Below are 12,965 nucleotides of genomic sequence, written 5' to 3'. Positions count from 1 at the left end.
CGCCGCTTCGGGCACGCCAATCCAGTGGAGCCACTTCGCCGCGGCTTCATAGTTCCAGGCCGCCAGCAGGATGGCGGCAATCGTGGCCGCCATCATCCAGATTTCGTAGAAAAAGCCCTTTACCGCAGCCGTCACGATCGAGACTGCGACGATGAGCAAGAGGATGTAATCGAGCAAGTTCATCGGCTCGCGCCGCTGCTGGCTAGGGCCGCGATCGCCCGCCTCCCGATGGTCGGCTTTGGACGGGGCACCATCGAAGTTCGCGGCGATCTCAGGCGCCGAGATTGCGGCCGGATAGCTCCTTGTACGCCGCGCGGTACTTTTCGCTGGTGTGCCGCACCACCTCGTCGGGCAACGCCGGCGCGGGCGGCTGCTTGTTCCAGCCCACCTGCTCCAGATAGTCGCGTACGTACTGCTTATCGTAGCTCTCCTGCGCGCGGCCGGGTGCGTACTTGTCGCGCGGCCAGAAGCGCGATGAATCCGGCGTGAGCACTTCATCGGCCAGAATCGGCTCACCCGTCGCGTCCACCGGATCGCGGCCAAACTCGAACTTGGTGTCGGCCAGAATGATGCCGCGCGTTTCGGCATACGCGGCGGCGCGGCTATAAATCTCCAGACTCAGCCGCTGCAATTGCGCCGCCGGTGCAGCGCCGATCAACTTTTCGACCTGGGCCATGGTGATGTTTTCATCGTGGCCGACGGTGGCCTTGCTCGAAGGCGTAAAGATCGGCTCCGGCAGCTTCGCCGACTCGCTCAGTCCGGCCGGCAGCTTGATGCCGCAGACCGTGCCCAGCTTTTTGTATTCCTTCCAGCCCGAACCGGACAAATACCCCCGCACCACGCACTCGACTGGAAACATCTGCAACTTTTTCACCAGCATCGAGCGGCCCTCAAGCTGTGTGCGCTCGCCCTGCACCGCCGCAGGAAAGGCCTTCACATCGGCTGAAATCAAATGATTGCGGCAGACGTCACGCAGATAGTCAAACCAGAACAGCGAAATCTGCGTGAGTACGTGGCCTTTGTCGGGAATCGGCGTCGGCAGCACCACATCAAACGCTGACAGACGGTCGCTGGCGACGAGTAGCAGCCGGTCGCCGGCATCGTACAGGTCGCGGACCTTGCCGCGGGAAATCAGTTTCAGACCGGAAAGCTGCGACTCGACGACCGTTGGTGTAGGCATTTGTGAACTCTTGCGAGGCTTTCATCTTCTCCGCTTGCGCCATCGGCTGTCAAGCACCCCGCGCCACCATCGCATTTGCCGTCCACCCGGCACGGCGGATGGCTGAAAGCGGATGGCTGATAGCCGTATCCTAATGAATGAGGCAGCCATGAACCCACTCCAGCAGCTACATGAATTCGGCCAGAGTTTCTGGTATGACAACATCCGCCGCGACCTGCTGCGCAATGGCGAGCTGGCGCGCATGGTGCGCGAGGATGGCCTGCGTGGCCTGACTTCCAACCCCACGATTTTCGCCAAAGCCCTGGAGCACGGCAGTGATTACGACACCGCCATCCGCCACGAATGGACTAAGGCTCCCGCCGACCTGTTCATCAGCCTGATGGTGGATGACATTCAGCACGCTTGCGACGTCCTGCGCCCGGTCTTCGACAGTGCGGATGGCCACGATGGCTTCTGCTCCATCGAGGTCTTCCCCGATCTCGCCCGCAACACCCAGGGCACGATCGAACAGGCGCGCATGCTCTGGAAAAAAGTTGGCCGTCCGAACGTGATGGTCAAAATTCCTTCCACGCCCGAGTGCATCCCGGCCATCGAAACCTGTCTCGCCGAGGGCATCAACATCAACATCACGCTGATGTTCGGCTTCGATAGTTACCAGGCGGTAGTCGAAGCTTTCTTTTCGGCTCTGGAAAAGCGCGTTGCCGCCGGCCAGCCCATCGACAAGCTGGCCTCGGTCGCCAGTCTGTTCGTCAGCCGCGTGGATACCAAGGTCGACAAACGCCTCGACAAAAATCCCGAGTTGCACGGCAAAGCCGGCATCGCCAACGCCCGGCGTATGTACCAGTATTTCCAAAAAACCCTTTCCGGGCCGCGCTGGGAAAAACTCTTGGCTAAAGGAGCGCATCCGCAGCGGTTGCTGTGGGCCTCGACCTCAACCAAGAACCCGAAATACCCCGACACACTCTATGCCGAGGCGCTGATCGGCCCGCACACGGTCGACACCATGCCCGAGGTCACTATCCAGGCCTACCGCGACCACGGCAAACCTGCCAACCGGTTGCAGGAAGCCATGGATCATTACGACACTGAAGTAAAGGCGGTGCTCGATGCCCTCGCCAAAGCCGGCATCGATATGGACCAGGTCGCGCGCGAGCTTCAGGACGAGGGTGTGGACTCGTTCCAGAAATCCTATGTCGAGCTGATCACCGGCCTGCGCCACAAAGTCGCGCGCGTCAGCCAGGTATTGGTTGGCCCGCAGGCGCAATTGGATGCCGCTGCCAAAGCCCTTGCGAAGCTCGACGGCCAGAAGGCCGGCGAACGCATTGGGAAGCACGACGCCAGCTTCTGGAGCACCGATAAAGCCGTGCAGGCGAAAATCGCCAATCGTCTTGGCTGGCTGGCGCTGCCCCAGAGCATGCAAGCCAAGGTCGATGAAATTCAGGGTTTCGTGCAGGGCTGCCAGAAGGACGGCTACTCCGACTGCGTGCTGCTGGGCATGGGCGGCAGCAGCCTGGCGCCGGAGGTCTTCAGCAAGGTCTTTGGCGCACGCGCCGAAGGTGGCAAAGGCCTGCGGCTGCATGTGCTCGATACCACCAATCCCGACCAGATTGCACGCATTGAAAAAGAAGTCACGCTCGCCAAGACGCTCTTCCTGGTGAGCAGCAAAAGCGGCGGCACGCTTGAACCCAACAGCCTGTTCGCCTACTTCTGGTCCAAGCTCGCCGACGGCCGCCATTATGCCGCCATCACCGATGCCGGCACTTCGCTGCAAAAACTCGCCGCCGATCACAAGTTCCGCAAGGTCTTCACCAATCCTGGCGATATTGGCGGCCGCTATTCGGCTTTGTCATTTTTTGGGCTCGTTCCGGCGGCGTTGCTGGGCGTCGATGTCGCCAAGCTGCTGCGCCTCGCGCAAGACATGGCCGAAGCCTGCGGTCCCGACATTCCGCTGGCGCACAATCCGGCCGCACAGCTTGGCGCCGCCATCGGCGTTTGGGCACGAGCCGATTCCAAACCGCGAAAAGACAAGCTCACGTTCATTACCAGCCCCGAGCTGGCGAGCCTGGGCTCATGGCTCGAACAATTGCTGGCCGAAAGCACCGGCAAGCTGGGCACCGGCATCGTGCCGGTTGCGGGCGAAGCACTGGGCAAGCCCGGCGTTTACGGCGACGATCGCGTTTTCGCACAACTCGGCCTGGGCGGCACCAACGACGCCACCGGCGCTGCCTGCACTGGCCTGAGCAGCAATGCGCCCGTCTTCCAGATCGGCCTGCGCGACCGCTACGATCTCGGCCGCGAGTTTTTCCGCTGGGAGTTCGCCACCGCCATCGCCGGCGCGGTGCTGGAGATCAACCCCTTCGACGAACCCAACGTGCAGGAGAGCAAAGACAACACCGTGCGCGTGCTGGGCGAGTACCTGAAAGGCGGCGATGCTGCCGCCGGCTTCACCGCCGTACCCACGGCGCGCACCGGTGCGTTGCAGTTTTTCGCTCCGGCCAGCAGCGCCAAAAAGCCGTTGGACGAGTGGCTGGACAAAGTCAAACCCGGCGATTACATCGCCATCATGGCCTACGTCGACCGCAACGACGACTGGAACAAAGCCCTCGAGGCACTCCGTCTCGGTTTGCGTGACCGCCTCCACGTAGCGACCACGCTCGGTTTTGGCCCGCGCTTTCTTCACTCCACCGGTCAGTTGCACAAGGGCGGCGGCAACAATGGCGTCTTCCTGCAGATCACCGCGCCGCCCAGGCAGAACCTGCCGATTCCCGGTCAGAAGTACGGCTTCACCACGCTGCTGGCGGCGCAAGCGATTGGCGACTATGAATCACTGGCCAAGCATCAGCGCCGTCTGCTGCGCGTCGATCTCGGCGCGGATGCCGCTGTTGACCTGAAGGAACTGGCCGCGGCGCTGGCGCTGCCGCAGGGCGCGCGCAACGAGAATGCCGCAGACTAGGCATCCGCCATGGCCACCACGACGACCACCGCCCCCCACCCCCTGCGCACCGGCATTCGCATGCAGCGCACCGCGCCGCCTTGCACCATGGTGATATTCGGCGCCTCCGGCGACCTCACGCACCGTAAGCTCATGCCCGCGCTCTACGCGCTGGCGCGCATGCAACGGCTGGCGCCCACCTTTCATGTCATCGGCGTCGCGGATTCGGACTGGACCAGCGAGGACTTTCGCGACCAAATGCGCAAGGCCATCGAACAGTACGCCACGCCGGATGACGGGGAGGGAGGCTCCGGACAGCTCGATGACGCGGTATGGAATTCCTTCGCGGGGCGGATGCAGTTTCTTGGCGGCACGTTCGACCATCCCGATCTGTTCCAGAAGCTGGCCACAATGCTGCGCAAGCTGCCCCAGGGCGGTGGCAACGTGCTGTTCTATTTCGCCACTCCGCCCAGCCTGATTGCGCCGCTCGCCGATCAATTGGCGCGCGCCGGCCTGAACCAGTTTTCGCCGCAGGGCTGGACGCGCATCATCGTGGAAAAACCGTTCGGCCATGACCTGGCCAGTGCGCGGGCCCTCAACCAGCATCTGCACCGGAATTTCAAAGAAGAGCAGATCTTCCGTATCGACCACTATCTCGGCAAAGAAACGGTGCGCAATCTGATCGTCTTCCGCTTTGCCAACGGCATCTTCGAGCCCATCTGGGACCGCCGCTATATTGACCACGTGCAGATCACGGTGGCCGAATCCATCGGCATCGAGCGCCGCGGCAAGTATTACGAAGAAGCCGGCGCGCTGCGCGACATGGTGCAGAACCATCTCATGCAGGTGCTATCGATTGTGGGCATGGAGGCGCCGGTGCGCTTTGAGGCGGGTTCGGTGCGCGATGAAAAGATCAAGCTCATCCGCTCCATCCGGCCGCTGTTGCCACCGGGCGCGGCTACCTACGACAGCGTGGCCGTGCGCGGCCAGTATGGCCCTGGCCTGGTCGATGGCGAGGAGGTCAAAGGCTACCGAGAAGAGGCCAATGTGGCGCCCGATTCCAACCGCGAAACCTTCGTCGCACTCAAGCTGATGATCGAGAACTGGCGTTGGGCGGGTGTGCCGTTCTATCTGCGCTCGGGCAAGCGTTTGCCCAAGCGTGTCAGCGAAGTCGCCATTCAGTTCAAGTCCCCTCCGTTCCTGATGTTCCAGGATGTGTACCCGGAAACCATCGAGGCCAACGTGCTGGTCATCCGCATCCAGCCTGACGAAGGTATCTCCCTGCGTTTCGAGGCCAAAGTGCCGGGCACGGATATGCGCCTGCGGCCAGTCAAAATGGACTTTCAGTACGGCACCAGCTTTGGCGAGCCGCAGCCGGAAGCCTATGAGACGCTGCTGCTGGACGCCATGCTGGGTGACGGCATGCTGTTTGCGCGCTACGATATGGTGGAATCGGCTTGGACGCTGACCACCCCGCTGCTGGAGGCGTGGGAGTCGACGCCGGCGCCGGAGCTGCCCAACTACGCGGCGGGCAGTTGGGGGCCGGAGGCGGCCGAAGAGTTTATTCGCAAAGACGGGCGCGAATGGCGGCGTCCGTGAGGGGATGGCGAGAAGGGGGCGGCGATATGCAACTGGAATGGCGCGCGGGACGCATTGCCAAACTCGAAAGTCAGTGGCGTCAGCTCCGTCTGCCCGAGGCAGAGGGCATGACGCAGCCGCGGGCATTGGCGCTCAATCTGATTTGCCGCGCGCACGATGAAGCCGACGCCGGGCGCATCGCGCAGCAGCTCTGGGATCTGGGACCGCACCATCCGGCGCGCGTTTTTCTGATCGCACCGGGCGATGCCGCAGTGCGCGTGTGCGTGGCGGCCCATCCGGGGGGCTCGGAGATGGTGTCCCTCTGTGGCCTGCCCGAGCGCATGCCCAGCATCGTTGCTCCGCTGCTGGCCTGTGACTTGCCGGTATTGCTGCTCTGGCGCGCAGGCGACCCCAGCGGCAACGGAGAGTTCATGGCCTGGGCCAGTCTCAGCGGACGCATTCTGGTGGATGCGCATCGGCTACACTTGCCGGCGGCGCGGCTGACCCAACTGGCGCAGTCCATGCCGGGCAACACCACCATCGGCGATCTCACCTGGACGCGACTGACGCCCTGGCGGCATCTGGTCTGCCAGGGTCTCGAAGGCGAGCTGGCCAATCCCGCCAGCATCGAAGCCGTAACCGTTTCCGCCGGAGGCATTGGCGATCCTGCCGACAGCGGCGGCAGCCTCGCAGCCACTATGATGGCCGGCTGGATGGCGCAGAAGCTGCAATGGCAATCCGGCGAGCGCACCCGCGAGGGCCTGCGACTCAACCGGCCGCAAGGCGCGCCCGTCTTGCTGCGCTTCGAGCCGGCCAGTTCGCACGAATGCCTGCTGAAGCACATCATCATTGAAGGCGGCTCGCCGCGCACTGTCGTCGCCATCGAACATCGTGGTCCGCATATCGGCATCACCATCCGCCAGGGTGAAGCCGTCGTGGGTGAATGGACGGGCACGAGCGCCGGCGACATGCTGCTGCGCGGCGAAGCCGCCACGCTCTCCGAAGAACTCTCGATTCATCGCGCCGACCGGCTGTTTCAGCTAGCTCTCGAACGCGGTTTGGCACTCATGGCCGGCTGGGAAGCCGCCGCCGCATGAGCGCGGCGAAGCGAGCAGTACAACTGGTCCCATCGATTTTGTCCGCCGACTTCGGCTGCCTGGAGCGTGAACTTGCTGCCGCCGCAGCCGCCGGCGCGGATCGGTTTCAGGTCGACATCATGGATGGCCATTTCGTGCCCAACATCTCCATGGGCCCCATGTTCGTCGCCGCCACGCGCCGTTTCACCACCCTGCCCATCGAAACCCATTTGATGGTTTCGCGCCCCGAACAATGGGTGACGTCTTGCGCCCAGGCCGGCGCCAACGTCATCATTGTCCACGCCGAGGCAACCGTCCACCTTCACAGTCTGCTCGCCTCGATCCGCAAAGCCGGCGCCCAACCCGCTGTCGCCCTCAACCCGGATTCACCGCTGGCGCTGATCGAAGAAGCGCTTGATCAAGTCGCACTGGTGCTGCTGATGACGGTCGAGCCCGGTTTCGGCGGCCAGGCATTCATCAGCAGCGTGCTCCCCAAAATCGCCCGCCTGCGCCAAGTGCTCGACGCCCGCGGCCTCGTCTGCGACATCGAGGTCGATGGCGGCATCGAACCCTCCACGATTGCCGAGGCTCGCGCCGCCGGCGCTAACATCTTCGTCGCTGGCAGCGCCGTCTTCGGCCATCCTCAGGGCGCCACCGCCGGTGTTAACACCCTCCGCGCCGCCCTTGGTTAAGGATCAGGGGCGCTCACCAGGTCAGCCGGCAGATCCAGATCCAGCGCGTGGCGCAACGTCACCAGCTCAGGGGCGGTCAGGCTGTGCTGCTGTTGCAGTTGCGCCAGGTACTGCTGGCGCGCAGCGGGCGCCATCGGGCGCAGAGAATGATAGGCCGTGCGAAAGGCGAGCTGGTCGGCGGACGGCATCTTGCTGTACTGCGCGTAGACCTGCCGCAGGCCCGCTTGCTGTTGCGCAGTCAGCTTGCCGAAGGCCCGCAGGTGCCGGATGACGCGCTTCTGTTTCTGTGGCGGCATGGCGTTGAGCCGCTTCAGCCTGCGCAGCATTTTCTGTTGCGTCTCCGGCGAAAGGCGCTGAAAATCCGGATTCTGCCGCAGCCGTTGTTCGCTTTCCGGGGGCGGAAGCTGGGTGAGGCGATGCAATCCCGCGCCGGGTGAGGTCAGCCGCGGCGGACTGCGGCGATGCGGCCGTTGCGCGACGACCGTCGCCGCCGCCAGCAGCACCAGCAGGAATACGCAACTGCCTCGGCTCCATCGCAACACGGCTTACTCCGGCTGGGATGCTTCCGTAGCCGAGGAGGCAGGCAGCATGAGAAAGTCCAGATGCTCGATGAGGTCGGCATTCCGGCTAAGCAGTTGCATGTCCTGCATCACCGCGATTTGCTCCACTGTGCGCGCAGCCGGTGCGGGCGTCAGCGGCCCCAGATAGACCAGCCCCGCCAGCACAGCCGCGGCGGCTCCGGCGGCGACGACGCTGCGCCACACGCGCGACGCGCGAACGCGTTCCTGGACCCGCTGGCACAGGGTCCGTTCCGCATCGACGCCAGCGGCGCCTGGAAGCGGCGTCGGCGGCTGCCACTCGTTCAACAGTGAATCCAGACTGTCCCATTCCGGAAGATTCATAGCAAATCCCTCAGTTCGCGGCGCAAGGTTCCGTAAGCGCGGAACAACAAGGATTTCGTGGCACTGACGCTCAGCTCCAGCACCCGGCTGATTTCTTCGTAGTCGAATCCCTGATACTTATTCAAAATCACAGCCGCACGCTGGCGTTCCGGCAGCACGGCAATGGCCTGCTGCACCCGCAGACGGCGCCGTTCCGCTTCGCCAAACGCCAGCATCGCCTGCTCCACATTGGGGTGCAGGTCGGCCTGCTCGCGCTGCCGGCGGCTTTCTTCCGCATCCTCTACTTGCGCCGGAACCGCCAATTCGTGGCGATGATCGCGCAGATAGTTCAGCGCCAGCCGGTGCACGATGCGGTACATCCAGGTGCTGAAGCGCGCGTCCGGACGGTAGCGCTGCCGGTGCTGGTAGACGCGCACAAAAGCATCCTGCAGCAGCTCCTCGCTGGCGGCGGCGTCGTGCACCATGCGATAGATATAGCCCATCAGCGGGCGCCGGAAGCGCGTCACCAGCTCTTCAAAACAGACGTCTTCACCGGCCTGAAAGCGCAGCATCAGCGCCGTATCGACGTCAATCGCCGCTACTGCTCCATCCAGAACCGCTGCGCCGCTGCTGAGCACGCCATCCCCCGGCAACGGTAACCCGAGCGGCGGCATCAAGTTGCGGTCGTCAGGCACTTTGTTTCAGTTGAAACTGACTTTCGGCGGCGCTTTGCGGTTCGCCGGCGCGGTCTCGAAGTAGGCGTCGTTGTAGTTCATCCCCCCCCAATGGGCGATGATGTTGTTGGGGAAGGTCTGAATGTAAGCATCGTATTGCTGAATCGCCAGGTTGTACTGCCGGCGCGAGACGGCAATGCGGTTTTCCGTTCCCGTCAGCTCGTCCTGCAACGCCAGAAAGTTCTGATTACTCTTCAGGTCGGGGTAGTTCTCGACGATCAACAACAGCCGGCTGAGCGCACCATCCAAATGGTTGTTGGCCTTCATCTCTTGCTGCGGCGTGCGCGCTCCGCCCAGCTCGGCACGAGCCGTGGTGACTTCGCCAATGACCGTCTGCTCCTGCTTGGCAAACCCTTTGACCGTATTGACCAGATTAGGGATCAGGTCGGCGCGGCGCTGGATGTTCACATCCACTTCCGACCAGCTCTGCTTGACAGCCTCGCGCATCTTCACCATGTTGTTGTAGCGGCCGGTAAAGCTGGTGGCGAAACCGAGAACGACAAGCACGATCACGATCACCGCGATCAGCCATGGCTTGGCTGCACCTTGTGTACGATGGCTTGGCATTATGGTTGGCTGGCCTCCAGCGCGCGCTCCACTTGCATCATGATAGCGAGATATTGGGCAAACAGTTGCCGCAATGGCTCCAGCTTACCACCCTGGAGCCGTCCGCCGGATTGCCGTGCTTGCAGCACCTCCTCCAGCGGCGCGGCAGCAAATTGAAAGCGCTGGGCCGCCGCCGCCAGCACCTTGCGCTTGTCGACCTCCCACGGCTCCCCGAGAGCCGTCAGCGCGTGCCGGAACAGGGTCAGAAAACTGCTGACCGAGTCGAGCAGAGTCGCCTCCAGAGCCTTGGCGTCGCGGCCGTGCACCATATACGCGCCGCGCAAGCGCAATATGCTGGCGCGCAGGTCGTGCTCCACCTGCAAGCGATGCAGCTCAGGATACTTGGGGATGTTGCCAAATAGGTCCTCACCATGCAGAACGCGGTGATGCGCGGCAATGTCGGAAAATTCGATGGGAAAGACGTCGGCGGAATCGTTCCATTCGTCGCGCGCCCACATCACCAGCGGCGGGTGGCCCTGGTCTTTCCACCACTTCGCCGCCGGCGCGCCGACGTCCAGCGTAGACGCATCCAGGCGGTCCAAAATCGCAAGCAGATTGATGCCGCTGTGTTTGCTCTGGTGATTGCCGCCCGCGGCCGAACCATAGGCAATCAGTAACTGCAACCGCGCGCCGTAGATCTCGCGCAGCCAAGCCGTGATCTTTTCCAGCGCCTGCTCAGTATCTATCTTTCCCATGGCCTATTCCGATCCGCCCACCTCGCAAGCTGATTAGCTGACACGCTGACCACCCTTCTTCACCAACTCCCGCCCGCTCCGCCGCCGCCAAAACCGCCGCCGCCGAAACCGCCGAAGCCTCCTCCGCCACCACCGCCGAAACCGCCGCCCCAGCCGCCGCGATTGCCGCCGCCAAAGCCGCCGTTCATCATGCTGAAAAACACCAGCGGCCAGAAGCAGCCGCCACCGCGGCCGCGCATGGCGAACGCACCGATGATCCAGATAACGATTAAAAAGACGATGAAGCCCAATTGGCCCGCGGGCGACGGCCCCCCGCGCGCATCGCGCAGGCTGCGGCTGGGCAGTTGGCCTTGGGCACTCATGGCCTGTAGCTGCTTGGCCGCGCCCGGCATGCGCGCCGCCAGCGTCGTCTCGATCTGCTGCAGCATGCCCGCGAAGACGGCGCCGTAGCGGCCCGCCCGCAGCTCAGGCGTCAGGTCGCGCATCCAGGTGCCGACATCAGCATCGGTGATGTAGGGTTCCAACCCGTAACCCACCTGGGTGAAATATTTCCGGTCGTTGACCGCCAGCAAGATCAGCAGGCCGGTGTCCTTATCCTGGCCATTGGCGGCAACTTTCGCGCCCACGCCCCAATGCTGGGCGAGCGCATAGGAGTAGTCGAAAATGTCGGTCTGCCCGGTGGTTGTGACCGTCACCATGGCCACCTGAACCTTGAGCGCCTGGTTCAGAGCCTCGGCCGCCTGCTCGAGCTGGGACGCCGCATCGGGGCTGAGCACATGTGCGTAGTCGTTGACGAGCCCTTGCGGCTTGAGACTGCTGGCAGCAGGAACCGCCTGCGCCCGCAGCGCCACCGTCACCAGCAGCGCCACCACAATGAGGCCGACCCTTTTGACGCGCAAGCCCATATGAAAGAAAAGAGTAGCACCCCTGCCCCCGCCGTTCCCTGACAGCCTAAGAACACATGGGCACCACCCAGCCAGCGCTATTTGGCCCGGCAGCGGCGAACTCCAGCGGACTCCGCAATTCCGTCTTTGCCGGCAACCGCGAGCTGCCCGTTTACCGCTGGGTGCCGTGGGTGGCCGGATTCTCCGCGCACTTCATCGACGACTGCCCTTCGCAGTACCTTCCTGCAGCCGGCCGCGCCGATTCATGGGTGCCTGCCGCCGTCATCGTTCTCGGCAGGAACCGCCTTCGGCGAGATCGCCGAACTTGCCGGTCCTAGGTTCGAAGAGTTGGAGCAGCAGTTTCCAGCACATGAACAATCTTCGGAGCAACAGGTCGAGGCGTTCCGCGCCACTCCCGGCTGAGTGCAGCCTATCCCATGCGAGCGCTGATTCGCGCGCGCCTCCGGGCCATCACCATGTTTGCCGAAACCCTGGCAGGTGCCCGTCTCGTTGTTCCAGATCGGCTTGAGGGTGGTTCAGATTCCGTGAAATAGGAACTGCAGCAGCGCCAGCACCCCGACGCCGAGGAAGACGCAGAAGGCCATGCCAATGCCGGACTCGCGGTTGACTTCTGGAATCAGGTCGGTGGCGGCTACGTAGAGCGTCACGCCGGCAGCAAACGGCAGCGCCTGCGCCAGGCTCATGGGGTACAGCAGAATTATGCCGACGCCCAGGACCGAAGCACCGCCGATGCCGGCCGCTGACAGCAACGCGGCGCGATTGCCGCGTCCGGCCGCCAGCATGACCGAGGCGATGGTGAATCCCTCCGGAATTTTGTGCATGAAGATGGCGATGAATATCACCCAGCCCAGCCAGCTCGAGACTAGAAAGCCGCTGCCGATCGCCACGCCGTCGAAAAAGGTGTGAATGCAAAGCCCAGCCAGCACCGACCAGGGCAGTTGGCCTTGCAGGAAAGCGCCGCCATGCGTCTCTTCTCCGAAGTGAAAGTGAGCGACAAAACTGTGCTCGACCAAATGGACGAGCAGGTAGCCTCCCAGCAACAGGAACGGCGTGGTGGTGGCATTGAGCTTCCAGCTTTGCGGAACCATTTCCAGCAGTGCGGTGCCGAGCATGAAACCGGCCCCGATAGCCACGAAGTAGCGCAAGTACTGACGTTCCCAGTCGCGCCCGGTAAGCACCAGGCCGCCGAAGATGTTGGCCAGCGCAGCCAAAATGCCAAGCGCCAGAGCCCAGATGTACGCAGCGGGCATAGAGAGGTCAAGGTTAGCATTGTGGCTCGCCACTTTTTGCCCTGGTCGCTCCCTTTGGTCGCTTGGAGTGCGGGCTTCGATTCCTGGCAGGGTCCGCCCGCTGGTGCTCAGAGCTCCTCCAAGCTGCCGCCAATGGGCAACGGGCCACGGCCAAAGGGCAACTAACCGGCGCATGGAGAGAACAACCGAACAGCTACTTACGTGGGCACCGCTGGGGTTCGGCGTGGCACTGATTTTGAGTGGGCACAGGCGGCTGGGGTTCCTGCTGGCGCTGGTGTCGCCGGTCACCGCGATTACGCAGCATCCCCGCGCTACGCGGCGGGCGTTGCGGCGGGTGCCCAAGGCGGTCGCCAAAGCCGGCAAGGAGATTGGCCGCAACGTTGCGTGTGGGACGAAACAGGCGGGCAAGTCGATCGGCTGGCTGGCAAGCTGACCG

At 63.4% G+C, this 12,965-nt stretch carries 14 protein-coding genes; 5 read left to right on the top strand and 9 right to left on the bottom strand.

Annotated features, from left to right (window positions below; all coding sequences use genetic code 11):
* Both EPN33_13430 and EPN33_13425 read right to left on the bottom strand, forming a co-directional pair.
* A partial coding sequence (locus EPN33_13430; GenBank protein TAN21087.1) for a hypothetical protein occupies positions 1-183 on the bottom strand: 183 nt, incomplete at its 3' end.
* An 88-nt stretch (positions 184-271) separates the two neighbouring features.
* A complete protein-coding gene (locus EPN33_13425; GenBank protein ID TAN21086.1) occupies positions 272-1,180 on the bottom strand; it encodes a phosphoribosylaminoimidazolesuccinocarboxamide synthase in 909 nt (302 codons plus the stop codon).
* Between the two features lie 112 nt (positions 1,181-1,292).
* On the opposite strand from EPN33_13425, the gene EPN33_13420 reads away from it, so the two are divergent.
* Genes EPN33_13420 through rpe form a run of 4 tightly spaced genes read left to right on the top strand, consistent with a single transcriptional unit; the run spans position 1,293 to position 7,458 of the window.
* Positions 1,293-4,133: a bifunctional transaldolase/phosoglucose isomerase gene (locus EPN33_13420; GenBank protein ID TAN21085.1), complete on the top strand. Its 2,841-nt coding sequence runs from the start codon at positions 1,293-1,295 to the stop codon at positions 4,131-4,133.
* A gap of 9 nt (positions 4,134-4,142) precedes the next feature.
* Positions 4,143-5,711: a glucose-6-phosphate dehydrogenase gene (zwf, locus tag EPN33_13415; protein ID TAN21084.1), complete on the top strand. Its 1,569-nt coding sequence runs from the start codon at positions 4,143-4,145 to the stop codon at positions 5,709-5,711.
* Entirely contained in the window at positions 5,696-6,787 is a 1,092-nt protein-coding gene (locus EPN33_13410) for a hypothetical protein (protein ID TAN21083.1), read from the top strand. Before zwf ends, EPN33_13410 begins: the two co-directional genes overlap by 16 nt.
* Entirely contained in the window at positions 6,784-7,458 is a 675-nt protein-coding gene (rpe, locus tag EPN33_13405) for a ribulose-phosphate 3-epimerase (protein TAN21082.1), read from the top strand. The genes EPN33_13410 and rpe overlap by 4 nt, the downstream gene beginning before the upstream one ends.
* Here rpe and EPN33_13400 read toward each other — a convergent pair.
* From EPN33_13400 to EPN33_13370, 7 genes are all read right to left on the bottom strand, one after another.
* Positions 7,455-8,000, bottom strand: a complete 546-nt coding sequence (locus tag EPN33_13400) for a DUF3106 domain-containing protein (protein ID TAN21081.1) — start codon at positions 7,998-8,000, stop codon at positions 7,455-7,457. The genes rpe and EPN33_13400 overlap by 4 nt on opposite strands.
* A gap of 3 nt (positions 8,001-8,003) precedes the next feature.
* Positions 8,004-8,360: a hypothetical protein gene (locus tag EPN33_13395; GenBank protein ID TAN21080.1), complete on the bottom strand. Its 357-nt coding sequence runs from the start codon at positions 8,358-8,360 to the stop codon at positions 8,004-8,006.
* Entirely contained in the window at positions 8,357-8,932 is a 576-nt protein-coding gene (locus EPN33_13390) for a sigma-70 family RNA polymerase sigma factor (GenBank protein ID TAN21088.1), read from the bottom strand. The genes EPN33_13395 and EPN33_13390 overlap by 4 nt, the downstream gene beginning before the upstream one ends.
* Positions 8,933-9,040: 108 nt before the next feature.
* Positions 9,041-9,640, bottom strand: a complete 600-nt coding sequence (locus EPN33_13385; protein TAN21079.1) for a LemA family protein — start codon at positions 9,638-9,640, stop codon at positions 9,041-9,043.
* A complete protein-coding gene (locus tag EPN33_13380; GenBank protein ID TAN21078.1) occupies positions 9,640-10,374 on the bottom strand; it encodes a hypothetical protein in 735 nt (244 codons plus the stop codon). Before EPN33_13380 ends, EPN33_13385 begins: the two co-directional genes overlap by 1 nt.
* Before the next feature lie 59 nt (positions 10,375-10,433).
* On the bottom strand, positions 10,434-11,279 hold the full coding sequence (locus EPN33_13375; GenBank protein ID TAN21077.1) for a TPM domain-containing protein: 846 nt from the start codon (positions 11,277-11,279) through the stop codon (positions 10,434-10,436).
* A gap of 515 nt (positions 11,280-11,794) precedes the next feature.
* Positions 11,795-12,529 carry a ZIP family magnesium transporter gene (locus EPN33_13370; protein TAN21076.1) on the bottom strand — a complete coding sequence of 245 codons (735 nt, stop codon included), beginning with the start codon at positions 12,527-12,529 and terminating at the stop codon, positions 11,795-11,797.
* A gap of 223 nt (positions 12,530-12,752) precedes the next feature.
* Between EPN33_13370 and EPN33_13365 the strand changes: the two genes are divergently transcribed.
* The gene (locus EPN33_13365; GenBank protein TAN21075.1) at positions 12,753-12,962 is read left to right on the top strand and encodes a hypothetical protein; all 210 of its coding nucleotides are present in this window, start codon (positions 12,753-12,755) and stop codon (positions 12,960-12,962) included.
* The last annotated feature ends 3 nt before the right edge of the window (positions 12,963-12,965 follow it).

Source organism: Acidobacteriota bacterium, assembly GCA_004299485.1.
In the GTDB taxonomy this organism is placed as follows: domain Bacteria; phylum Acidobacteriota; class Terriglobia; order Terriglobales; family SCQP01; genus SCQP01.
This window is presented reverse-complemented; position numbering and strand designations above follow the sequence as displayed.

Excerpts from the sequence above, each read along its gene's own strand:
- EPN33_13425 (TAN21086.1), bottom strand. The coding sequence starts at position 1,180 with ATGCCTACACCAACGGTCGTCGAGTCGCAGCTTTCCGGTCTGAAACTG.
- EPN33_13420 (TAN21085.1), top strand. The coding sequence starts at position 1,293 with ATGGCTGATAGCCGTATCCTAATGAATGAGGCAGCCATGAACCCACTC.
- zwf (TAN21084.1), top strand. The coding sequence starts at position 4,143 with ATGGCCACCACGACGACCACCGCCCCCCACCCCCTGCGCACCGGCATT.
- EPN33_13410 (TAN21083.1), top strand. The coding sequence starts at position 5,696 with ATGGCGGCGTCCGTGAGGGGATGGCGAGAAGGGGGCGGCGATATGCAA.
- rpe (TAN21082.1), top strand. The coding sequence starts at position 6,784 with ATGAGCGCGGCGAAGCGAGCAGTACAACTGGTCCCATCGATTTTGTCC.
- EPN33_13395 (TAN21080.1), bottom strand. The coding sequence starts at position 8,360 with ATGAATCTTCCGGAATGGGACAGTCTGGATTCACTGTTGAACGAGTGG.
- EPN33_13385 (TAN21079.1), bottom strand. The coding sequence starts at position 9,640 with ATGCCAAGCCATCGTACACAAGGTGCAGCCAAGCCATGGCTGATCGCG.
- EPN33_13380 (TAN21078.1), bottom strand. The coding sequence starts at position 10,374 with ATGGGAAAGATAGATACTGAGCAGGCGCTGGAAAAGATCACGGCTTGG.
- EPN33_13375 (TAN21077.1), bottom strand. The coding sequence starts at position 11,279 with ATGGGCTTGCGCGTCAAAAGGGTCGGCCTCATTGTGGTGGCGCTGCTG.
- EPN33_13370 (TAN21076.1), bottom strand. The coding sequence starts at position 12,529 with ATGCCCGCTGCGTACATCTGGGCTCTGGCGCTTGGCATTTTGGCTGCG.